Annotated in this window: 17 protein-coding genes; 10 read left to right on the top strand and 7 right to left on the bottom strand. The window is 66.1% G+C overall.

Going from position 1 to position 23,719, the window contains the following annotated elements; all coding sequences use genetic code 11:
• Positions 1-27 precede the first annotated feature (27 nt).
• Genes mycP through eccCa form a run of 3 tightly spaced genes read right to left on the bottom strand, consistent with a single transcriptional unit; the run spans position 28 to position 6,904 of the window.
• Entirely contained in the window at positions 28-1,410 is a 1,383-nt protein-coding gene (gene mycP / locus M1247_RS03710; protein WP_317154894.1) for a type VII secretion-associated serine protease mycosin, read from the bottom strand.
• The gene (gene eccD / locus M1247_RS03705) at positions 1,407-2,870 is read right to left on the bottom strand and encodes a type VII secretion integral membrane protein EccD (protein WP_317154893.1); all 1,464 of its coding nucleotides are present in this window, start codon (positions 2,868-2,870) and stop codon (positions 1,407-1,409) included. The genes mycP and eccD (M1247_RS03705) overlap by 4 nt, the downstream gene beginning before the upstream one ends.
• Positions 2,867-6,904 carry a type VII secretion protein EccCa gene (gene eccCa, locus M1247_RS03700; protein ID WP_317154892.1) on the bottom strand — a complete coding sequence of 1,346 codons (4,038 nt, stop codon included), beginning with the start codon at positions 6,902-6,904 and terminating at the stop codon, positions 2,867-2,869. The genes eccD (M1247_RS03705) and eccCa overlap by 4 nt, the downstream gene beginning before the upstream one ends.
• Positions 6,905-7,007: 103 nt before the next feature.
• Between eccCa and eccD (M1247_RS03695) the strand changes: the two genes are divergently transcribed.
• Positions 7,008-8,507, top strand: coding sequence for a type VII secretion integral membrane protein EccD (gene eccD, locus M1247_RS03695; protein WP_317154891.1), 1,500 nt, complete (start codon positions 7,008-7,010; stop codon positions 8,505-8,507).
• Between the two features lie 12 nt (positions 8,508-8,519).
• Here the strand turns inward: eccD (M1247_RS03695) and eccB are convergent, their stop codons facing one another.
• Positions 8,520-10,022 (bottom strand): type VII secretion protein EccB, encoded by a 1,503-nt coding sequence (gene eccB / locus M1247_RS03690; RefSeq protein WP_317154890.1) that lies wholly within the window; start codon positions 10,020-10,022, stop codon positions 8,520-8,522.
• A 67-nt stretch (positions 10,023-10,089) separates the two neighbouring features.
• Here eccB and eccE point away from each other — a divergent pair, with 67 nt between their 5' ends.
• The gene (eccE, locus tag M1247_RS03685) at positions 10,090-11,796 is read left to right on the top strand and encodes a type VII secretion protein EccE (protein WP_410506797.1); all 1,707 of its coding nucleotides are present in this window, start codon (positions 10,090-10,092) and stop codon (positions 11,794-11,796) included.
• A gap of 14 nt (positions 11,797-11,810) precedes the next feature.
• Positions 11,811-12,584, top strand: coding sequence for a DUF5336 domain-containing protein (locus M1247_RS03680; RefSeq protein WP_317154888.1), 774 nt, complete (start codon positions 11,811-11,813; stop codon positions 12,582-12,584).
• Here M1247_RS03680 and M1247_RS03675 read toward each other — a convergent pair.
• The gene (locus tag M1247_RS03675) at positions 12,567-13,703 is read right to left on the bottom strand and encodes an acyltransferase family protein (RefSeq protein WP_317154887.1); all 1,137 of its coding nucleotides are present in this window, start codon (positions 13,701-13,703) and stop codon (positions 12,567-12,569) included. The genes M1247_RS03680 and M1247_RS03675 overlap by 18 nt on opposite strands.
• A 119-nt stretch (positions 13,704-13,822) precedes the next feature.
• Here M1247_RS03675 and M1247_RS03670 point away from each other — a divergent pair, with 119 nt between their 5' ends.
• Together M1247_RS03670 and M1247_RS03665 are read left to right on the top strand one after the other, a co-directional pair.
• Positions 13,823-15,292, top strand: a complete 1,470-nt coding sequence (locus M1247_RS03670) for a glutamate-cysteine ligase family protein (protein WP_317155021.1) — start codon at positions 13,823-13,825, stop codon at positions 15,290-15,292.
• 19 nt (positions 15,293-15,311) lie between these two features.
• Positions 15,312-15,995, top strand: a complete 684-nt coding sequence (locus M1247_RS03665) for a class I SAM-dependent methyltransferase (protein WP_317154886.1) — start codon at positions 15,312-15,314, stop codon at positions 15,993-15,995.
• Between the two features lie 4 nt (positions 15,996-15,999).
• Here M1247_RS03665 and M1247_RS03660 read toward each other — a convergent pair whose 3' ends face one another.
• Positions 16,000-16,281: a hypothetical protein gene (locus M1247_RS03660; protein ID WP_317154885.1), complete on the bottom strand. Its 282-nt coding sequence runs from the start codon at positions 16,279-16,281 to the stop codon at positions 16,000-16,002.
• 419 nt (positions 16,282-16,700) lie between these two features.
• Between M1247_RS03660 and M1247_RS03655 the strand changes: the two genes are divergently transcribed.
• From M1247_RS03655 to M1247_RS03645, 3 genes are all read left to right on the top strand, one after another.
• Positions 16,701-17,999: a M20/M25/M40 family metallo-hydrolase gene (locus M1247_RS03655; protein WP_317154884.1), complete on the top strand. Its 1,299-nt coding sequence runs from the start codon at positions 16,701-16,703 to the stop codon at positions 17,997-17,999.
• Between the two features lie 71 nt (positions 18,000-18,070).
• The gene (locus M1247_RS03650) at positions 18,071-19,252 is read left to right on the top strand and encodes a M24 family metallopeptidase (RefSeq protein ID WP_317154883.1); all 1,182 of its coding nucleotides are present in this window, start codon (positions 18,071-18,073) and stop codon (positions 19,250-19,252) included.
• 127 nt (positions 19,253-19,379) lie between these two features.
• On the top strand, positions 19,380-20,714 hold the full coding sequence (locus tag M1247_RS03645; protein ID WP_317154882.1) for an MFS transporter: 1,335 nt from the start codon (positions 19,380-19,382) through the stop codon (positions 20,712-20,714).
• An 18-nt stretch (positions 20,715-20,732) separates the two neighbouring features.
• Here the strand turns inward: M1247_RS03645 and M1247_RS03640 are convergent, their stop codons facing one another.
• Positions 20,733-21,629, bottom strand: coding sequence for a LysR family transcriptional regulator (locus M1247_RS03640; protein ID WP_317154881.1), 897 nt, complete (start codon positions 21,627-21,629; stop codon positions 20,733-20,735).
• A 131-nt stretch (positions 21,630-21,760) separates the two neighbouring features.
• Between M1247_RS03640 and M1247_RS03635 the strand changes: the two genes are divergently transcribed.
• Positions 21,761-22,963, top strand: coding sequence for an aminotransferase-like domain-containing protein (locus tag M1247_RS03635; protein ID WP_317154880.1), 1,203 nt, complete (start codon positions 21,761-21,763; stop codon positions 22,961-22,963).
• On the top strand, positions 22,960-23,700 hold the full coding sequence (locus M1247_RS03630) for an SDR family NAD(P)-dependent oxidoreductase (RefSeq protein ID WP_317154879.1): 741 nt from the start codon (positions 22,960-22,962) through the stop codon (positions 23,698-23,700). The genes M1247_RS03635 and M1247_RS03630 overlap by 4 nt, the downstream gene beginning before the upstream one ends.
• Positions 23,701-23,719 lie beyond the last annotated feature (19 nt).

Below are 23,719 nucleotides of genomic sequence, written 5' to 3'. Positions count from 1 at the left end.
GAGTTCGCCCCCGATCGTACGGATCACTCACCTGGTCCGCCGCCGGGCCGCAGCGACCGCCACTGCCGCCACCATCACCAGGAGCGCGCAGGCGGTGACGCCGAAGACGATCTGGCGTGCCCGCGCGTTACCTGGGTCCGGTGCCGGTGGACCGCTGATCGGCGTCCCGGCAACCGCCTGCCGGTCCCGGGCATCCGGCGGGAGCTGATGGGTCAACGCGGCGACCGGGTCCACCACCCCGTATCCGGTGGCCTGGTTGGGCCCCGTCCCGGGGGTGCGGGCCGTCCGCTCGACCAACTCCATGACCTGACCGGCGCTCAAGTTGGGGAACCTCGACCGGATGAGCGCGACCACGCCCGATACGAACGGCGCCGCGAAGCTGGTTCCGTTCAACGGCGCCAGCCCGTCTTGACCGAGCTGTCCGTTGCTCAGACCAGGTCCGTCGACATCCAGGGAGGTGATCCGTTCCCCCGGGGCCGCGACCGACAGCCACGGACCGTGCAGGCTGAAATCGGCCGGCGTGGCCGATGTGGTCACCGCGCCGACCGTCAGGACGTAGTCGTCGAACCAGGCCGGGCTGGCAATGGTCGTGACACTGCTCCAGCCGCTGTCCAGCGGCTGGTTCGGGTCGGCCATGGTGTTCTGCGCTTTGCACAAACCCTGCGCATTGAAGTTTCCGGCCGCGGCCACCACAACGACGTTCCGCTCGAATGCGTCGCGGACCGCACGGCCCAACGCCCGGTCATCCAAACCCCCGGCCACTGGAGCGCAGGCCACCTCAGACAAGTTGATCACGGTCGCACCGAGATCCACCGCCCGCGTGATGGCGAGTGCCAGGGTCTGGGTGTTGCCGTAGCCGATCGACGTCGCGTTGGGATCCTCGTTCTGGCCGCTGCTGGTGCCTGCCACGCTGTAGGCGCCGCTGTTCTGGCGGATCGACACGATCGTGGCGTCGGGGGCGACCCCGACGAAGCTGTCGCCGTCGGAAGGCGCCGCAGCGATGATCCCGGCCACCAGGGTGCCGTGCGCATCGCAGTCGACCAGTCCGTCGGTGTTCGACACGTAGTCGCCGCCTGCCTCCAACGCGGGCAGTCGCGGGTGCGGATTCACGCCGGTGTCGATCACCGCTACCTTCTGCCCCGCGCCGCGCGAAAACCGCCATGCCCGGCGGTATTCCAGCATCGCGTCGGCACTGGTCTGCTTCGCGAAATCGGTGCCGGGCAGCACTCCGGTGGGGATGCCGCAGATCGCCTTCAGCTCGGTCGGCTGCGCCGGACCCACCGGGCCGACCGGCGGCGGGCCCGGTTCCACGACGGGCGGTGCGACCGCACCGGCCGGCGGTGCGCCAAAACCGGCCACGGTCAGCGTCAGCACCACTGCTGCCAGCGCGCCGCAACGCCGAGCACTCACGACAAGCCCAGGCGTTCGTAGATTCCGAACGGCCACAGTGCCAGCGGTATGACCGCCGCCACGGCCACATACTCCAGATGCACCGCGGCGGACCGCGCCAGGGTGAACCGGCGACTGCCCGTGGCGGCGACGCCCACCACCGCCCCGGCGACCGCCAGTGCCCCGACCACCCCGAGCGCGGCGAACTGCAACGGCCGGGAACCCGATTGCGCCTGCACGCATGTGATCAGCACCAGTGCGAGGGCAGGCACTGCGAGCGCAACCCGTTCGGGCCAGGTTGCCGGCCGACGGCTGCGCAGTGCGAGCACCGCGGCGCAGACCAACGCGAAAGCGAAAGCCGCCCAATCTGGATCGACCCGCATCAACATCGTGGCGCCGACCAGGACCACACCGGCCAGACCGGCCAACAGACCGGACCGGGTCAACACGGCGGAGCGGACCCTGGCCCAGACCTCTTCGGCGCTGGGCATCGGGGTCGGCGGTTCGATTTCGGCCGCGGTGAACGGGTCCTGCCTGCGCGCAGCATCGGAAGGTTGTGTCGGCACCGGGATCTGGCCCCACCGTGCGGTGAGGACGGGTACGGCCAGACAACCCAACACCGCGACCGCGGCCGCCGCCGTGGCCAGTACGTCGACGCGGACGCCCACCGCCCGACCCGCAAATACCAGCAATGCGAACACCAATGGCACCGATATGCAGACGTAGGCCCAATGGCCCGCGCGGATCACCCGGTAGTAGGCCGCGATCAACGCCAGCACCACCGCGCAGGCCGCCGCGAGGCCGATATCGCCGTAGTGCGCCGCCAAAACCCAACCGACGGTGGCGCTCAGCGTGATGACCGGCGCGGCCGTCGCACTGGCGATATCGGTCCGGCCCAACAGTCGGCACACGAGTGCGGCACCGGCGCCCAACCCGACCGTGGTCAGCGCCGCACCGGCCACGACCATCGGGCGATGTCCGGACATCTCGGGGGCCAACAGGAGCAGGACCCAGACCGCGGTGCACAACCACAAGCCGGCGAAAGCCATCATCCGTGCCGACGCGGCATCCCATGCGGCATATGCCGCCCTGTTCAGACGTGCAGCCGCGTCGACGACGTCATCGTAGAGAGTCGGCGGCGACAACGCGCGGTGAGCGGAGAGCCGCAGCAGCTCACCGTTTTCCACGCCCGCCTCGCGCAGCGTCCGATCGGGATCCAGGACGGCGGGCCCGGTCCCAGCCCGGTCGGCACGGCTGAGTATCCAGAATGTCCGTCGATCGTCACGATCGAGGGTGTCACCGCCACGCCCGGTGTCGCGGGACCTGATCAACCGCGCCAATTCGGCAAGGAACGCCGCGACCGGCACGTCCGCCGGCAGCGCGACGTCGAGTTGGGTGCGACCACCGACCACCGAGACGCGGATCGCCTGCGGCGCCGCCGACACCACCCGTAGCTCACGAAGCTCGCCGATCCCTGTCACAGGTCAGCCATCCTGGACAACTGGACGATGCCACTGCGGGTGCTGCGCGAGATCAGCATGCCGCGACCGGGAGGCATCGCGGTGGCCTTGTACCCGCCGAACAGGCCGCCTTCTTCCTTGCTGCCGCTCATCACCAGACCATTGCAGGACAGGTCTTTCAGACGGCCGACGATCGGATCCATCATCGCCCGCCCGGCGCCGCCGCTGCGGCGCGTGACCACGACGCGCAAACCGATGTCGCGGGCCTGCGGCAGATACTCCACCAGCGGGCCGAGCGGGTGGCTCAGCGATCCACCCGGGATCAGGTCGTAGTCGTCGATCATCACGAACAGGTCCGGCCCGGACCACCAGGACCGCTCCTTGAGCTGCTGCTGCGTGATGTCGTTGGGCGGCATGCGTTCTTTCAACGCCCCTGCCAGCGCCGTCATCAAGTCCGTACACGACTGCGGGGCAGTCGCGTAGCCGCCGAGGTACTCCTCGGGCACCACGCCCAGCATGGAGCGGCGGAAGTCGACGAGGATGATCTTGGCCTCGACGGGAGTGGCGTTCTCCATCACCCCGGCCGCGATATTGCGCAGCAGGCCGGTCTTGCCGCATTCGGTGTCGGCGAACGCGACCAGATGTGGTTGTGCATCGAAATCCAGTACCACGGGCGCGAGTTCGTCCTCGTTGATCCCGATCGCGATGCGGGATTTGCTCAGCGCTCCGGCGTCGCGGGCGACGCGCACCACTTCGGTGCGGTCCACATCGTGGGGCAGCATCCGGACCCTGGGCGCTTCCCGTCCGTCGTAATGGGCGCACACGGCCTCGACGGCGCTCGCCACCCCTGCAGGCAGGTCTTCCACCGTCGATTGGGAGTCGAGTCGCGGTAGACCGATCAGGATGTGCAGCCGTTCGGAATTGATACCGCGGCCGGGACGGCCGATCGGCACCAGTTCGGCGGCGCGGCGCGCCACTTCGCTGTCGATCGGGTCGCCGAGGCGGAGCTCGATACGGGTACCAAGCATGTCCTTGACGGCCGGGCGGATCTCCATCCACCGCGAAGCGGAAATTGCCAGGTGAACGCCGTAGGACAGCCCTTGAATGGCCAGCGATTGCAGGACCGGGTCGAGTGACTCGAAGTCACTCTTGATCGAGGCCCAGCCGTCGACGACCAACACCACATCGCCGAACTTGTCCTGGCTCAATGGGTCTCGGGCAGCTTCGGCCGGCGCCAGGGTGGCCAACTGCGCCTTGCGCTGCCGGAAGTCGCGCATGGATTCGATACCGAGGTCACGGAACAGTTGCTCACGGGAGCGCAGTACCCCGGCCACCTCGGCGACTGTGCGCCGGATGGCATCGGCATCCATCCGGCCCGCCACTCCGCCGACGTGCGGGAGTTTCGCCAGGCTTGTCAGGGTGCCACCGCCGAAGTCGAGGCAGTAGAACTGCAGTTGCTCGGGAGTGTGCGTGGCCGCGGCACCCATCACCAGCGTGCGCAGCGTCGTCGACTTGCCCGACTGCGGCCCGCCGACCACCGCCACGTTGCCCTGGGCACCGGCCAGATCGACCATGAGCACGTCGCGGCGTTGATCGTAGGGTCGGTCCACCACACCCATGGGCATCCACAACTGCCCGTTGATGTTCTGCGGCGAACTCCAATCCGATTCCGGCAGGAGCTCGTTGACGGCGGGGCTGTCATCCAGCGGGGGCAGCCAGACTTCGTGCGCGGGTCTGCCGTGCCCGCGCAACCGACTCACCACCATCCCGAGCAGCGTGGTCTTGCTCGGCCCCGACGCGGCGGGCTCGGGTTCCACGTCGGGGGCTGCCGGCCGGGGGGCGGCAGCGGTGGGCACCGGATCTTTCTTGACCGGAGTCGCCGTGAACAGCTTGGGCGCCAATGCGCCCAGTTGGGTGATTCGCCCGGCCCGCGCCAACACCCGTGGCCTGACGTACTCCCCCGAGACATAGCTGGCGTTGAACCGGATCGGTTCCGAGGCATCGCATTTGAGGAACGCCGAACCTGGCACGCTGGGCAGGTGGTAGGCGTCCGGCACGCCCAGCACGCTGCGCGATTCACCGGCCGAGAACGTCTTGAGGCCGATCCGGTAGGACAGGTGCGAGTCCAGGCCCCGCAACTTGCCTTCCTCCAGCCGCTGCGAGGCCAACAGCAGATGCATGTGCAGCGAGCGGCCCAGCCGGCCGATCATCACGAACAACTCCGCGAAATCAGGCTTCTGGGAGAGCAACTCGGAGAACTCGTCGACCACGATGAACAAGGCAGGCAGCGGCTCGAGATCGGCGCCACCGGCACGCGCGCGTTCGTACTCGGTGACGTTCGGGAAGTTGCCTGCGGACCGCAGCAGCTCCTGCCGCCGGTTCATCTCACCGGCGAGCGCGTCGCGCATCCGGTCCACCATGGTCAATTCATCTTCGAGGTTGGTGATGATCGCGGCGATGTGCGCGATGCCGTCCAGGCCGAGGAAGGTGGCTCCGCCCTTGAAGTCCACCAACACCAGATTGAGCGCTTCGGGCGAGTGCGAGGTGATCATCGACAACACCAGCGTGCGAAGGAACTCCGACTTCCCCGAGCCGGTGGCGCCGATACACAGCCCATGCGGCCCCATCCCGAATTCGGCTGACTCCTTGATGTCGAGTTCGATGGGCTGACCGTTCGGGGTGATGCCGATCGGCACCCGGAGCCGTTCCCGCGCCGAACGCTGCCGCCACACCTGCTCGGGCACGATTCCCGCGGCGTCGGGGATTTTCAGCAGCGCCATCAAGCCGGGGTCGGCGGCTCTGGAATCCGCTTCCAGGCTGACGATGTGAGCGGCATTCGCCGGCCGGAAGCGTCCGATACGCCGTGCGGTGGTCTCGGCCTCGGCGATCGTGATCGTGTCCGGCGTGGCGAACCGTTCGACACCGGCTGCGGTCCTGGCGGCCACGTCGTCGTCTTCCACCACCAGCTGCAGGCTGCGTCGCGCTGTCGCGCCGTCGCGCGGGCCGTTCAGGTCGAGCAGCGTCACGCTGTCCATGCCTGCATCGGTGATCAGCTGCTCATCACCGGTGACGAAGCCGTCGTCGAGCACCACGACAAGTTGCTTGAGTCCCTGGGTGGGCTGTGCGTTGCGGGTGAACCGGCCCCGTTCGGCAAGTTCGCCCGCAAGTGCGGTTTCCAGCAGTTCCAGCGTCGGGAACAGCAGGCGCATCGAACCCATCCCGTCGCGGGTTACGGAGTGCTGGGCGTGTGGCAGCCACTTGACCCAGCTCCAGTTCTCACCGTCGGGATTGGCCGTGACGATCGCGACCTGCACATGATCTGGGCCGTGAAAAGTGCAGAGTTCCAACACCATCGAGCGCACCAGTTGCTGTGCGAGCTTGCGTTGCCCCTCGAAGGTGATGGTCGGGAACGCGCGCAGCGACACCGCGGTGGGCAGCGCGTGCACCACCGAATGGGTCTTGACGAACCTGCGCAGCGCCACCGTCGACACGGGTTCGAGATCCTCCGGCGGACCGGTCTCGGGCGCCAGCAACCGGGTCGCGAGGCGGTGTGTCCCGATTCCCACCCGGACGTGGCAGTAGTCGGCGTCGGTCGGGCGGCGCTCCCACATGCGGCGGGTGCCGACCACATCGGCCAGCGCGCGTGGGTCAGGATGGCTCCACTCCAGCGCCGTCCGTTGTTCCTCGCCGGTGACATCGGCTTCCTCGCGAAGGTTCGCTAAGTAACTGAAATAGTCCTTGCGTTCCTCGTTGAGTTCGGCGGCGGCTTTGCCCGTCCGAGCGCCGCCGCCCATGAACATGCCGACCATCGACATGACCATCATCATCGGAAAGATCAGAAACATCGGGCTTCTGGCCATGTCCCGGCCGCCGACCGTGATCATCAACGCGATCATCCCGATCACCGCGACCAGCATGACGAACGGCATCAGCCGCAGCAGCAGGTTGCCGGGGATCGCCCGGGGCACCTCAGGTGGCGGGGCCAGGTTGACCTCACCGCCGGGCATGCGCGGCGGCGCCACCCGTAAGCGGCGGACGAAACCCTGCGTACTCAACCTTCCCTCCCCGGAAGTTGCGCAGACGAACGGCTGGGTATTGTCGGTGCGGAGCAATCCCATTGCGCAGGAGGCCGACCGGATTGTGACTTTACCGTCCTCGTTGTCAAAACTTGAGTCGGAGCTGGATCCGGACGCCGAATCCGAACCCGAACTGAGCCGGCTGACCCTGGTGGTCGGTGGGCTGAACATCGACGTCGGCCTGCCCGCCCACGTCAGCATCGCCCAATACATCGTCGACGTCATCGATATCGCGAACGAGCAACTGGCGGCGCAACCGCCCGACGACGGCGCCGCGGACTTCACCTCGATCGAATTCGACACCACCGACGGGCAGTGGACGCTGGCCCCGTTGGGCGGTGATCCGATCGATCCGGGCCTTACGCTGGCCGAGTCCGGGGTCTACGACGGCGACTTGTTGATGATCCGTGCCGTGGATCAACCGGTCAGCCCGTTGCTGTTCGACGACGTCGACGACACAAGTGCCACCGAGATGCCACTGCGCAATGTGCGAGTGTGGTTCGCCGACAACGCGAACACCGTGGCCTGCTTCAGTGTGGCCCTGGCCGCCACCACCACGCTGGCCGGGATGTCGGCACGGTGGGCCGCCGAACCCGCGGTGCCCGCTGCGGTGCTCGCCCTCGGTGCCCTGGGTGTGCTCCTGGCCTGCGTGATCGCACACAAGCCTGCGGCCGCGGCATCGGCCTGGATCGCCGCGGTGTCGATGCCACTGGTGTTCACCGGCTCGCTCTACCTGGTGCCCGGCGGGCACGGCACGACATCGCTGCCCATGGCATTCGCACTGACCGCGCTCAGTTCGCTGTTGGTACTCCTGATTTCGGGTACCGGTTCGGCCGTGCACACCGCGATCATCACCGCGTGCGGGTTCGGTGGGATCAGCACGATGGCGATGTTGCTGTGGCAGCCACCGGTGCGAACCGTCGGCGCTTTGCTCGCGACGGTGGCCGTCATCGTGGTCTACCTCGCGCCGCGCGTGACGATCCTGCTGTCCAAGCTGCCGATCCCGCGCGTGCCGACCGCGGGCGAACCGCTCGACGACATCGAGACCCAGGGTGGCACCACAGTCGAAGGCGTCAATGCGATCGGCAAACAGATCATCCCCACCGAGGAGGATCTGATCAGCCGGGTTCGACGGGCCAACCAGCATCTCACCGGGATTCTGGTCGCCGCCGCGCTCGCCGCGGCTGCCGGAACCTATCTGGCCGTCGATGTCAGCAATGGCTTCTACTGGCAGGGAACGGTTTTCGCGATCATGGTGGCCACGGTGCTGTGTCTGCGCGGACGCGGCCACCACGATTTTGTGCAGTCGGCGACACTCATCGGCAGTGGGCTGATCATCGCGGTCGCCGTCCTCGTGAAGACTGCGCTGAATATCGAGCCCTGGCAGGTCCGGACCGTGGCCGCACTGCTCGCGCTGATGGCGCTCGTGCTGGCCTGCGGGTTGGTGGCGCCGGTCCGCGAGTTCTCACCGGTGGCCCGGCGCCGGGTCGAGATCCTCGAATACCTCGCCGTCGGGTCGTTGTTCCCGCTGTGCTTCTGGATCGCCCGGACCTACGCCTTCGTCCGCGAGTTGAGCATCTGAACCCGGCGAAAGCTAACCCGCGGACACCGGCGTGCTGTCGGGGTCGGCGGCCATGCCGTCGTGGGCGACCAGTGCCGCCTCCTGTGACAGGTCAGGCCCGGACGGCAGCAGCGACAGCACCGGCCACGGCGCCCATTGTGGAGCCTTGCCTGAGCCGTCGGCGGCTTCGGCACCGGTCAGGCCGAGCGCCTCGGCGGTCGGCAGATCCTTGATGTGGTAACGCACTCCGGTGTCGGATACGTAGAACAGCTGACCGGTCGACCGGCTGCCCGGATCACCGCCGGTGGCCTGCACGTACTCGCCGGCCCCCGGTGTGAGGTACACGAGGTCCAGGCCAGGCCCGCTTCCGTCGGCGCCGGCCAGCCGAACCATCTGAGCTCCGGCAGCGGTCGGCAACCGGTGGCCCACGAGTAACCGGGTGTCGGCCTGCGCGTCGGTGTTCGACCGCTGCCAACCCATACACACCACATTGTCGGGGTCCGGCGAGATGATGCGCGGCGACGCCGACGGGTAATGATCGACCGGCAACCGGTGCACGGTCGGCACCTGGGCCAGCACCGCCGGTGCGATGTCGCTCGCCTGCCCGCTTGATCCGACATCCGGTTCGCTGTACCGGATGATGTCGGCGGTCGCGGCCGAGATGGGTTGCAGCCCTTCGCGCAGCACCACGTAGAGCTGTTCGCCCCGGGAGTCGACCGAGGTGACGATGGAGCCGACCGGATGGCCGGGCCCCAGCACGCCGCTGGGCTCTCCCGCCCCTTCGATCAGCACCGGCGTGATCGGATCCACCATCGGAAACGCATTGAGCAACGCCAGGGACACCGGACGGACCTGCGCACCCTGCAGGTGAAGCCCGTTGACCAGGACGGGATCTGACACGTCGATCGGGGCGCGCACGCCGTGGTAGATCAGATAGGTGATCCCGCCGGCCTCGGTGAGGAACGCCTCGGCAGGATCGACGGGGCGGATTCCGCTCCCCAGTGTCGGGTCGTTGGCCAACACGGTGGTCTGCAGGCTCGCTGCACCGGTGGTTTCGGTGACCCCGGGGGTGCGCAGGGTGTCGCAGACCGTCCAGGACGACGTCGCCATATCGTCCCCGCCGTGGATGCTCGTGGGCGCGCCGACGATGCCGACCATCGGCCCGCGCGGCAACGCGTCGAGGAATTTGTCGTCGACCTGCTTGGGACTTTCGTTCTTACCGATGATCAACCGTGCCGAGGCCAGATTGAGCACCGGGTGCACCCGGTCACCGATCCGCACGAACGGCGCACCGCTGGACTTGCTCTGCACGATCTGCGCGTCACCCATGTTGGGGGTGGGCTTGAAAAACGCCATCACACCGGCGGCGCCGGTGATCAACACGGCGATCACCGCACCCACGATCAAGGCTCGGGTCTGCCCCCGCATCGGGTCGTGGATCATCCGCGAGTCGCCGCGAATGAGGGCGTGTTCCAGACGCCTGAGCAGAAAGCGGTAGCCGTTCACCTGCGCGCGGGTGGTAACTTGCGCTGGCATCACCGTAGGGTATAGCACGTCAACGCCACGACAACAGCGCGTCCGGAAAAGCGGCTACTGAAATGCGGTGTGCCCATTGCCTTTCGCACCAAATAACACAGCGAACAAGCCCCACCTGAGCACCGCGGGCGATGTCGGCGCTGCGCGGTTCATCCCGCTCGTCGACGTGATCGTGCTGGAGGTGCTGGTCGGGGCCGGAATCGTGGTCGCGTGGTGGCTGGAGCGGCCCGCCTGGCACGGCGCGGCGGTCGCACTGGCGGTGGCACTTGTGCTGGTGACGCCGGTGGCCGGCGGTCGGACGGTGCCGCGGGCGCTTGCGTTGCGCTGCGGGTTCGCGCGGGATCGGCGACGACGGGCGACCCGGGCACTGCCTGCCGATCCGTTCGACGTGCCGAGCCCCGACGGGTTGCAGATCGGATTCCGTTGGGATGGCTCAACGTTGCTGTCATTGCTCAAGATCGACGAAAATCCGCGGGCGCTGACGGTGCTCGAGCCGGGTATGACGGTCTCGGGCGAGACAGTGCCGGTGGGTGCTCTGCTGGAATGCCTCCGCCAGTTCGACATCACGCTGGAATCCATCGACGTCATCAGCCAGGGCGCCCGGTCTGCGGGTCACACCGACGTCGCCGCCGTCTACGACTCCGTGCTGGGGCCGTTGCCTGCGATCGCCCAACGCACAGTCTGGATCGCGGTCCGTTTCAACCCGTCGCGCTGCGCAGAGGCGGTCCGGCGTCGTGGCGGCGGCCGCGACGGCATTCTGCGGACCGCCACCACTGCCACCCGGCGGGTGGCCAATCGACTGGCCGAGGCGGGCCTGCAGCCGCAGGTACTCACCGCCAGCGGCATCGCGGCGGCCACCAACCAGCTCAGCGACGGGGTCAACCTCAGCACAGTCGAAGAAACCTGGGAGGACTGCCGGGAGGGCCGATTCCGGCTGTCCACATTCGCCGTGCAGCCGGACATGCTGACCACCGCGGGCCTCGGCCTGTTGTGGACGGTGCCCAGTTACTCCACCACGGTGTGCCTGTCGTTGCGCGAGGGCGCCGACGACGATCTGATCCAGGTGCGCGGTCTGGTCCGCTTCGACAGTGACGTGCGGGTCCCCGCACGGCTGCGCGGCCTCGCCCAACTACACGGGCAGCAGTTCTCCGCCCTGGCATGCACGCTGCCGATTCCCACCGTTGCGGGGCTCACCCGACAGGTCGAGCACTGGGCGTCCGGCCGACGCGACCGCGCGCTCGGCGAGCTGGCGGTGCCTGCGTCCGGATGCGGTCAGGTGATCGGCGCCGACCAGCAGGGCCGCGCCGTGGCGCTCCCGCTGTTCGGCCCCCAGATCGGCCGGGTGGAAATCGCGGGCACGCTGCACCTGGCCCAGCAGGTGGTGTTGCGATCGTTGGCGCTCGGCGCCCGGGTGCTGGTGCACAGCCGACGTCCGGCGTTGTGGCGCGCCATGGTCGAAGCGGTCGGCCGCCACGACCTGCTGTGGGTTGCCGACTTCAACCGGCGTGCCATCCAGGCAGGCGCGGAGCGCAATTACACCGTCGAGATGTTCGACGGTGTCGCGGAGCAAGCGGTTCGGGTCGGGGTGACCACCATGATCGTCGCTGCTCCGAACACACCCACATCAGCGCAGGCCGACGTCGTCCTCGATCTCGTTTCGCTGGAGCACGACACGGTCAGGGTCAGCACCCAGGCCGGCTCGGCGATCGTCACAATGGTGGCCACCGACGACGAGATGCGTTATCTGAGAGCCTCTGCGAACAGCACGGACTGATATGAGGAGTGATCGTGGTCTATTCGCCCGGCAATTCTGAGCAACGGGATACCGGAAATCGCCTACCGGGGAGCCTGTGCGCCGCGGTGGCGGTGCTGGGGCTGGCCGTGTACGTCGTCAGCTTCTCCTCGGCCACCGACGCGATCGGCTGGCAGGTCAGGTTCGCCGCGTTGGCCGCTCTGGCTGCTGCGCTCGGCCTGCTGTCGAGACAGAAGCCCGTCCCGCTGATGATCGCCGTCCTGGCCGCCATGGGCTTTCTCGACGGTCTGGCAAGTGTCGTGTCGGCACCGGCGAACTGGGCCTCGACGGTGATCGTGGTGCTCGGCGGCGTGCAGGCCGTGGTGGCGATCGTGGCGCTGAGGCTCGCACCGAAGGCGGTCGACGGCAGTGCCGCGGGCGGCTATGAGACCTACCTGGACTCCTACAATCAAGCTGTTCAGCAGTACTACCGTCAGCAGCACGCCGCAGTGCCGAATGCCTCGCAGCACAGCGGTTACGGGCAGGCCCGGGGCGAGGCGTATGGGCAGGCTTACGGCCAGGCCCGGTACGGGGCGCAGGCGCCGCCCCAGGCCGCGCAGGCCGCGCCGCGCCAGGCCCAACAGGCTCCCCAGTACGGCGATTACGCCGAACTGCTTTCCCCACAACAGGATTACGGCCGCAACGTGGTGAGCCCACCCCCCGATCCCGGTGCCGCCGTGCCCCCGCCGGGACGGGCCGGAGCCGGCCCGGCACAGCCGGGAGGCACCCATGTCCCGCGGTCCACAGACGAGTCAGCGCGGCCGGGTTAGTCGGTGTAGCAGCCAGGCCGGCGGCACCGTGACCGCCAGCGTGAGCGCGAACAGTGTTGCCGCCGAACCCGTGTAGACGGGCAACCGCAACACCAGTTCCATGACGAGATCCATCACCACCACGTGGAGCAGGAAAATCTCGTAGGAGATCTCCCCCAGCCACACCATCGGCCTGCTGCCCATGAGCCGCGCATACCAGCCGCGGCCGTCCCCCAGCGTCAGCGGCGCCACCACCAGCGTGGCGATCACCGCGTAGAAGAGGGTCTTGGCCAGATCCGCCGACAGGTCCAACGCCACCGCTGTGGTTTCCCCGGCGATCGGAGTGGACACCACCAGATAACAGGCCAACGCCAGCGGCAGGGCGGCCAGTGCATAGCACCGCACCCCCATGGCACCGAGCACCGCCAGCATCATCCCGCCGACGAACCACGCCAGGTAGTGGGGCAGCCACGAACCCGCACCCACCGGAAGCCAGTCCGTGGTGTGCAGCACGACAAGCCACAGCGGGCTCACCGCGGCCAGCAACCCGAGACCGGCCAACAGCAGGGTGGGCCGAAAACGTCTGCGGCACAACACCACCAGAAGTAGATAGGCCAGCACAGGCAGAACGGCATAGAACGCCACCTCCACCGCAAGGCTCCACATCTGGGACAGGCCCTGATGCAGATAGCTGATGAAGTAGTCGTTGCTGTAGATCTGCGTGAGAGTGAGGTTGCGCCACAGGCCTGTCCAGGTGTGGCCGGGATTGGGTTCGACAGGCCGCAGTTCGTACACGCCGAATACGAGCAGGACCGTCACCGCATAGGCCGGGACGATCCGGCGGAACCTGCTGCGCGCATAACGACGCACTCGAGGCGGGGCCGCCCCCCTGGCCGCCGCCGACACCCACGGCCGGAACAGCAACAAACCCGAAAGCACAAAGAAGATCGCCACCCCGATCTCGAGGCGGGCACCCAACAGCCCCAGGTAGCCGCGCGAGAGCAGACCGGTGCCGTACGCGGCATGCGTGCCCATCACCGTCAGGGTTGCGACGGCACGAATGCCGGTCAACCCGGCGATACGGTCGACCGTCGAGACCTGTTCCAGCCCGCCCTGATCTGCCTCCGTCGGTGAGGTCATCGCGGCCAAAGCCTACCGGCACCGGCGTTCCGGTACCCCGTAGCTGCGGTAGTCAAACGTGATGAACATTTATGTCCATTCCGTTGCGGACAGACCACTCGACGTTGTTGCATCGCGGTGTGGGCGAAGAGGTGAAGAAGACCGAATACACCGGTGCGCATCGTCAGGAGTACCGGCGCAAGGTACAACTGTGCCTCGATGTGTTCGAAACCATGCTCGCGAAGTCCAGTTTCGAGTTCGAACGGCCACTGACCGGCATGGAGATCGAGTGCAACCTCGTCGACAGCCGGTACCAGCCGGCGATGGCCAACCGGGAGGTACTCGATTCCATTGCCGACCCGGCGTTTCAAACCGAATTGGGCGCGTACAACATCGAATTCAACGTGCCGCCCCGGCCGCTGCCAGGGCGGTCCCCGTTCGAATTGGAGAGCGATGTACGCGCCAGCCTGAACGCCGCCGAGGCCAAGGCGAGCGAGCACGGTGCGCACATCGTGATGGTCGGCATCCTCCCGACGCTTATGCCCGAACACCTTTCGGGTAGCTGGATGAGCGAATCGACGCGATACCGGGCGCTCAACGACTCGATTTTCACCGCCCGCGGCGAAGACATGGAGATCGACATCGCCGGCCCGGAGCGGCTGAGTCTGCAGGCCGCGTCGATCGCACCGGAATCGGCGTGCACCAGCATGCAACTACACCTGCAGGTCTCCCCCGCCCAGTTCGCGCAGAATTGGAACGCCGCCCAGGTGCTGGCAGGCCCCCAGATAGCGGTTGGCGCCAACTCGCCGTACTTCTTCGGCCACGAGCTGTGGGCCGAGACCCGCATCGAACTGTTCACCCAGGCCACCGACACCCGCCCCGACGAGCTCAAGACCCAGGGCGTGCGGCCGCGGGTGTGGTTCGGCGAACGGTGGATCACCTCGATCTTCGACCTGTTCGAGGAGAACGTGCGGTACTTCCCGTCGCTGCTTCCCGAGTTGTCCGATGAGGACCCCGCCGCCGAGCTCGCCGCGGGCCGCGCGCCGCACCTGTCCGAACTGCGGCTGCACAACGGCACGATTTACCGGTGGAACCGTCCGGTGTATGACGTGGTCAATGGCATGCCGCACCTGCGCGTCGAGAATCGGGTACTTCCGGCCGGCCCGACGGTGGTGGACATGATGGCCAACTCTGCGTTCTACTACGGCCTGCTGCGCACGTTGTCCGAAGAGGACCGGCCACTCTGGACGAAGATGAGTTTTGCTGCCGCCCAACACAATTTCGTCGCATCGGCACAGTTCGGCCTGGACGCGCGACTGTACTGGCCCGGCCTGGGTGAGGTCACGCCCGACGAACTGGTGCTGCGTCAGCTGCTGCCGATGGCCCACGACGGGCTGCGCCGCTGGGGGGTCGCTGCCGAGGTGTGCGACCGCTACCTCGGTGTCATCGAAGGCCGCGCCAAAACCGGCCGCACCGGCGCCTCCTGGCAGGTGTCGACCGTGCAGGAATTCCAGCAACGTGGGCGGACCCGGCCGGAGGCGCTGGCCGAAATGCTGGGGCTCTACATCCAACGGATGCACAGCAACGAGCCCGTCCACACGTGGGACTGACACGCGTACTTTGGGTGGCATGGCATCTGAAGACGTCTTGGACTGGGATGGCGCGTACCGCGGGGACGCAGGATTTGAAGGACCGCCGCCGTGGAATATCGGTGAGCCCCAACCTGAGCTGGCCGCGATGCACAAGGCCGGAAAGTTCCGCAGCGATGTGCTCGACGCAGGTTGCGGGCACGCCGAACTGTCACTGGTGCTGGCCGCTGACGGCTACACCGTCGTCGGCATGGATCTGAGTCCCACCGCGGTGGCCGTGGCGAACCGGGCCGCCCAGGAACGCAACCTCAGCACCGCGAGCTTCGTGCAGGGCGATATCACCTCGTTCACCGGGTACGACGGGCGTTTCAGCACGGTGGTCGATTCGACGCTGTTCCATTCACTGCCTGTCGAGGGCCGCGACGGCTACCTGCGATCGATCCACCGGGCCTCGGCACCTGGCGCCAGCTATTACGTGTTGGTCTTCGCCAAAGGCGCGTTTCCCGCCGAAATGGAACCCAAGCCCAACGAGGTCGACGAGGACGAGTTGCGGGCAGCCGTATCGAAGCACTGGGAAGTCGACGACATCCGGCCGGCGTTCATCCACGCGAGCGCCGTTGCCATACCCGCCGATCTTCCCTTCGAACTGCCTGCGCACGACCACGATGAGAAGGGCCGTATCAAGTTCCCGGCGTTCCTGCTCACCGCACACAAGGCCGGCTGAGGCGCTAAATCGATCCCGGCATACCTGACATGCCGCCACCTATCGGCGCCGACTCGATCGGTGCCGCCGGCGGCAGCACCATGGGCGGCGGCGACGGGATCGCGTAGGGGCCGCCCGCGCACACCGGGTCGGTAGGCATGCTGATGCATGCGGTGTCCGACGGACCGGTGGGAGCGCCTGGCGTGGCATTTGCCGCAACGCAGGTACCCGTCGCGGCCGCGCCCACCAGCGCGACGACCACAACGGTTCTCGTCATCACCCCACGAACCGCAATCGTCCAATTCATCGACCGCTCCTTATGCGAGGGACCCGAACGAGCCGCACTGACGTTTGCTGCCGTGAAGGCGGCACCGCTCATGGTTGCATGCTCGTTTGCGGCCCGAAGGGCAAATCGAGTATCACGCCGTTCTTGACGGCAACGATATTTTTGTTGCCCCGACAGCCATTCAATGACCCGGCATCGGTCGCGGGCGGATCGGCCGATGGAAGCGAATGCCGCTGGTGCGCGTTGGTAGTCGAGGTGGACACAAGGACGCAGCCGACGCGGTCGAATAGTCGATGAAGCTGACAAATAACCGTTAGTAAGTGCCGCTTTTTCTGATGAGTTGTCGCCACTAGCGTGACCTCAGTCATTTACGGTTCGGAGGAAATATGCGCAGCCGCGAAACCTTTGGCGCGTACCGCGAGGTGTTACGAACTCCGGCTGTGCGATCGACAGACGAGAGCGACGTCGTCGCGATCACGTCCGATCTGATCCGAATCGACACCACCAATCGCGGGGGCGGAGATGCTGTCGGTGAGGGGATCGCGGCCGATTACCTTGCCTCCCTCCTCGCTGAGGTGGGCATCGAGTCGCAACGCTATGAGAAGGCTCCGGGGCGCACCAACCTCATCGCCCGATGGCGGGGGTCGGATCCAGATCTGCCTGCGCTTCTCCTGCACGGCCATCTGGACGTGGTGCCCGCCGATGCTGCCGATTGGACGGTTGATCCGTTCGGGGGCGTGGTCATGGACGGCAAGCTGTGGGGACGCGGAGCCGTCGACATGAAGAACATGGTGGCGATGATCGTCGCCTCCGTTCGGACTCTGATCGCCGAAGGCTTTGTGCCCCAACGCGACATCATCCTGGCATTCCTCGCCGATGAGGAGGACAACTCTCACTTCGGAGCTCGCTGGCTCGTCGCGGAACATCCCGAGGTGTTCCGGGGCGCCGATGTCGCGATCAGTGAGGTTGGTGGATTCTCTGCCGACATCGGCGGCCGACCTGTCTTTTTCGTACAGACGGGCGAAAAGGGCATCCTGTGGCTGCGACTCCGCAGCCGGGGACGCGCCTCCCACGCCTCCCAACTCAACAACGACAACGCGATCATCGAGCTTGCGCGCGCGCTGATTCGCATCGACGAAGAACCGTGGCCGGTGGCTTTGACCTCGACAACCGCACGCCTGCTTGAGGAGCTTCGGGCGATCACCGGTGCACCGGCGCACGCTGACGCACGGGATGTGCTCGCAGCGGTTGGCCCCTGCGCCCCATTCGTGGTCCCTGGACTGTCCAACGTGAGCAATGCGACGGTGTTCGATGCCGGTTACAAGACCAATATCGTGCCGGCCGAGGCGACTGCATCGATCGACGTGCGTGTCCTGCCCGGGCAACGCGACAAGGTCCTGCAGCGGGTGCGTGATCTCGCCGGACCCGCGGTCGAAGTCACCGTGGAGGACGACGTAGCGGCTGTCGAGACAACTTTCGACGGCCCGCTCGTCGACGCGATGCGATCCAGTATCGAACACTTCAGGCCGGACGCTCGTGTCGTGCCGTATCTGCTGCCCGCGGGGACCGACAACGCGATGCTCGCAGGCCTGGGCATCCGGGGATTCGGTTTCGCGCCCCTGCTGCTACCGGCCGGGTACGACTTTCCCGCGATGTTCCACGGCGCCGACGAGCACGTTCCAGTCGACGCGTTGCTCTTCGGTCGAGGTGTCCTCACCGAACTGATCCGTAGGTACTGACAGCCCCGCTGTCGAGCACCCCGCAAAAAAGCCCTACTGGCACGCTTGTCGTAAGAATAGAGTTGATCGCCTTGCCATTTGACAGCAGCGAATATCGTCAGCGGAGAGAAAAAGCCGCACGACTGGCCCGCGAAGCAGGCTTTGCAGCGCTCCTCATCACAGATCCGTCAAATCTTTATTATCTGACCGGCTACAACGCGTGGTCGTTCTATATGCCTCAGTTTCTCCTGCTCTCGGCACATGATGCAGGCGTACTGTTCGTGGCGCGGGAAATGGATGCACGCGGGGCGCATCGCACGGCCTACCTGTCGACCGAAGAGATTCTCGGTTACCCCGAATCGACGGTGCACCGCCGTGAATTACATCCTTTCGACTGGGTCGCGAAAGAATTGCACAATTGCGGATGGGTCCAGCGTTTGTCCGGCGGCCAGGTAGCCATCGAAGGCGACGGGCATTACTTCTCCGTCCGCTCATACCTTGCTTTACGGGACGGCATACCCGAGTGGGAGTTCGCCGACGGTCGCGGAATCGTCAACTGGTTACGCCTGGTCAAGTCGGATGCCGAGATCGAACTCATGCGTAATGCGGGCCGCGTCGTCACCAACGCGATGGCCGTCGCTGTAGATGCCATCGCCGCCGGCGTCCCGCAGCACCGGGTTGCCGCGGCGATCGCCCACGCGCAGGTCGCGGGAATCGACGAAATCGACGGGGACTATCCAGCGATCGTCCCGATGCTTCCGACCGGCGAAGCGGCCGATACCCCCCATCTGACCTGGACAGCACGAAAGTTCGGCGACAGCGAGACCGTCGCGATCGAGATTGCCGGTGCGCATTGCCGCTATCACACCCCGCTTGCCCGCACGGTCGCCATCGGCAGCGTGCCACGCGAACTGGACCGGCTTGCCGGGTTGACCGTCGAGGGGTTGACCCTCGCGATCGATGCCATCCGGCCAGGCCTTACCGCCGGGGAGATCGCCGACGTCTACTGGCGCTTTCTCGAAAAACACAGTTTGGTGAAGAACTCGCGCCTGGGCTATTCCATCGGAATCGGCTATCCGCCGGATTGGGGTGAAGGAACGGTCAGCATTCGTCGTGAGGACACGACCGTACTGGAGCCGAATATGACCTTCCATTTCATCGCCGGAATGTGGCTGCAAGGCCACAGCTGCGAATTCAGCGAGTCCCTCCGGGTGACGGAGCGTGGCACAGAGGTGTTCACCCAGGCGCCGAGGCGATTGATCCGCAGAAGCTGACACAGAAAGACTACCGATGGACACCACTCCGGCGCGGTTTCACGACAGCCTGCCCGCAGAAAGCCTTCCGCACCGCACGTCCGAGACCGACATGTCGCCACAAGAGCGTCGTCAGGTGCGAAGAGTCGTGGCTGGATCAGCGGCCGGCAACGCGCTGGAATGGTTTGACTATGGCGTCTATGGCTACCTGACGATATACATCGGATACCATTTTTTCTCCCCTTTCTCGGACGACCCCGGCACCCAGCGCCTTTTCGCACTCTTCGGTTTTGCCATCTCGTTTCTGCTCCGCCCCATCGGGGGCATCGTCCTCGGCCCGCTCGGCGACCGTATCGGCCGCAAAAAGGTTCTGGTCGCCACCATTGCCATCATTTCCATCTCTACGACCCTGATCGGTTTGCTGCCGACCGCGGATGAACTCGGACTCCTTGCGCCCATACTGCTGTTCACCCTTCGCAGCGTGCAGGGCTTTTCCGCCGGTGGCGAATACGCAGGCGCCGCTGTCTTCATGTCCGAGCACGCACCCGACAACCGTCGGGGTTTCTACGGATCCTTCCTCGAATTCGGGACCCTCGCCGGTTTCTCCGCGGCCGCAATCCTCTGCACCACGCTGACGGTGGTGGTCGGTGAGGACGCGATGCAGGAATTCTGGTGGCGGATCCCTTTCCTCGTCTGCCTGCCGCTCGGCCTCCTGGCCATCTGGATGCGCAGATCCCTCACCGAATCCGAGACCTTCAGCGAACTCGACCAGGCCGGTAGAACGGAGTCGCCGCTGCGGGCACTCGTCGACCTCACCCGCAACTATCCAGGGCAGTTGGTGAAGCTCACCGGTTTCGTCATGATGCTCAACGTCGCGTTCTACCTGGTGCTCACCTATATGCCGACTTACCTGTCCGGGTCTCTGGGCCAGAGCGAGACAGCATCGGGCATGATGCTCGTCGCCATTCAGATCGTGATGATGGCGGTCATCGTCCCGTTCGGCGCCCTGACAGACCGTGTCGGCAGGCGACCGGTACTGCTGTGCGCCGCAATCGGACTCTCGGTGCTCTCGGTCCCGGCGGTCATGCTCATGGATCGTGGAAGCATCTTCCTCGAGCTGGTCGGAATCGCGGTCCTCGGGCTGTTGCTCGTGGCGTTGCTGTCGAACATTTCGGCCACGCTTCCGGCGCTGTTCCCCACCAGCGTCCGCTACTCGGGCTTCGCCTTGGGCTACAACGTGGCGACGGCGGCATTCGGTGGAACCGCAGGGCTGGTCGTTCAATGGCTCATTCAGCGGACCGGCATCACCATCATGCCCGGGATCTACCTCGCGGGGGCGGGCGCCATCGGCTTTGCCGCAGTACTGTTCTTCGACGAAACCGCGGGTCGTTCCCTACGCGGGACACAGATTCCCGGCAGCGACGACGAGACCAGGATCGCAGCCGGCGAGACACTGATCGGTCGTGTCAATCGAAAACGATGATCTGGCCGCGCAATTGCGTCATTGCTCAGGTGGACAGCGAAGGTGTTCCACAAACGCGTCGCGGCACGCGATGATCGAAGGGCGACGCTCTGCGCCTGCCCGACAGATCAGCGAGATATCGCGAAGCTGATCCGTGTCGAGCAGCGCGGTCGGGGCCGCCTCCACGTCGGCGTCGCGCACGAATGAGTCAGGAAGAAACGCCGCAGCCAGGCCCGCCTGGACCAGGCGCAGGTGGAACAGCAGATCGGCGGACTCGTACGCGATGTCAGGTTCGAATCCGTGCCGCTGACATACCGCCCGCGTCCAGGCATGGGCCTCCGACCCACTCGGTTCGAATACCCAGCGGAGTCGACGCAGCCCGTCGAGGGCGGCGACATCAACTCCCGCAGGCAGATAGACGCGGATCGGATCTCTGGTCAGCAGATCGACATTCAGGTCCGCAGGCACGGAAACCGACATGCCCGGATAGCTGTCGGCGATCAGTACATCAATACGACGCGACGACAGCAGCAACAGCCCTGTCTCGGGCTCGACTTGCCGATACCGGATATCCAGCTCTGGATACTGTCGCTCCAGGGTGCAGATGACGCGAGGAACGACCGTGCGGCTGATCGTGGTGAACGCGCCCAGCCGTAGTACACCGCGCACCGTCGTATCCCTGGCGGCCAGATCACTTTCGGCGCGTTCCAGAATGGCCATGATGTCTTCGGCGTGACGCGCCAGATCCTCTCCAGCCTGGGTGAGGCGGACACCTCGTCCCACCTTCTCCAGAAGCGGCACACCCGCTTCCTTCTCCAGCAGGCCCAACTGTTGCGAAACCGCCGAGTGCGAGTACGAAAGCGCCTGTGCCGCAGCAGTTATGGTGCCGCGCAACTGAACCTCACGCAACAGCACCAGGCGATGCACATCCAACATGTCAGCGCCCTCCCGACTCGATCACGTAATTGATTGTTACATGTTTACGTCACAAAACGTCGCTTTTTTTCACATATCCGCGGACGTAGCGTCAAGGCAGTGACAGCCAGCAGGTACACGGAGGACACCCCATGAGCGACGGCCAGCTCCCACTCGCGCACCGGACATCAGACCTGATCGGATCCGTCATCGACTCGTCGACGTCAGTGCTCGCACGCCAGACCCACGACATCGTCCGCTTCGCCATGGGCGCCCCCAGCGACGACCTCATCCCAGTGGACCTCCTCGACGAGTACTCCGCGCGCACCGTACCGGGCAAGTACAGCTACGGGCGCAGCGAAGGTGAACCCGCGCTCGTCGAGCAGATCGTGAAATTGCAGGCAGAGCACGGCATTACGACGGCCGAGGAACGGATCACCGTCACCACGGGCGGCATGCAGGGCCTCGATCTGGCCTTCAAGCTGTTCGTCGACCCTGGTGACCTCGTCATCGTCGAGGGGCCGACTTACACCAACGGCAACGCGACCGCGCTGTCCTACGGCGCAGACGTGCTGGAGGCGCCACTCGACGCCGACGGGCTGGTGGTCGACGCCCTGCCCGCTCTCGTGGCGAAGGCAGGACGCGCCCCTAAAGCGATCTACACGATCCCCAACTTCCAGAATCCGTCCGGCGTGACCCAGTCATTGCGACGGCGCGAACAACTGCTCGAACTCGCGGCCAGATGGGGATCGATCATCGTCGATGACGACCCGTACGGCCTGTTGCGGTTCAACGACAACACCATCCCCGGATACAGCCAGATCGATCCCGGCAATCCGCAGGTCTTTTCAGTGCGCACGTTCTCCAAGATCCTCGCCCCCGGGCTGCGGATCGGTTGGGTCGACAGCGACCCGCGGCTGCAGCAGTTGCTCATCAACGCCAAGCAGGCGATGGACACCTGCACCAGCATCCCCGCACAACTCACCGTCACAGACTTCCTTGCCGACGGCCACCTGCAGCCTCATCTCGAGCGGGTCCTCGGCCTGTACCGCGAACGCAAGGACGCGATGCGCGCCGCCCTGCACCGTGCCTTCGGTGATGCGGTGCACGCGACCGATCCCGATGGAGGATTCTTCCTGTGGGTCACCTTCACTGACTCGCAGGTCGACACGCAGGCGTTGTTCGAAACCGCGCTCGCCGCGGGCGTCGCGTACATCCCCGGGACGGCGTTCTCGGTGAACGGCAACTTCGGTGAGTCACTGCGCCTGTGCTTTGCCACGTCGACACCCGAGCGCATCGACGAGGGCGTCGCTCGTCTCAAACGCGCCATCGACACCGCGGAGACGACGAAATGACCCGCCGCACCGCGATTGTCACCGGATCGACATCCGGGATCGGCCACGACATCGCCCGACGACTACACGCCGACGGGTTGAACGTGATCATCACCGGCCGCGACGAACGACGCGGGCTGCAGGTGCGGGAGGAGTTGGGCGACCGAGCCGCATTCCTCGCCCTCGATCTCACCGCCGAAGGCGCACCGGCCGCGCTGGCCTCGGCCGCCATCGACACGTACGGCCGACTTGACGTGGTGGTCAACAACGCCGCGCAGGACCACACCGGTGATCTTCTGGACGTGCCGCTCAAGGAGATCCGACACGTCTTCGAGGTCAACACCATCGCGCCGATCGCCGTGCTGCAGGAAACAGCCAAACGGATGGACCGCGGGGGCGCCATCATCAACGTCAGCTCCCGGCTCGCGTCGATCGGCGTGCCGACCATGAGCATCTACAGCGCCAGCAAGGGCGCGATCAACGCGCTCACCACGGCGGCCGCCGTCGAGCTCGCCGACCGCAACATCCGCGTCAACGCCGTCGCGCCGGGAATGACCCGCACCCCTCTCTACGACACCTGGGTCAGCGAACAGGCCGACCCCGGCCAGGCGGAGCGCGACGTCGTCGCCGACATCCCACTGAAGCGGTTAGCCGCGCCTGCGGACGTGGCCGCCACGGTCAGCTTCCTCGCCTCTCTGGAAGCCGGATACCTGACCGGCGTCTGCATCCCGATCGACGGCGGTTACACCGCCCGCTGACCTGTCCGACCACCACCCT

It is taken from the genome of Mycobacterium appelbergii (genome assembly GCF_032883035.1).
Classification (GTDB): Bacteria; Actinomycetota; Actinomycetes; order Mycobacteriales; family Mycobacteriaceae; genus Mycobacterium; species Mycobacterium appelbergii.
The sequence above is the reverse complement of the archived record's forward strand: the minus strand, read 5'-3'. Positions and strand labels throughout refer to the sequence as shown.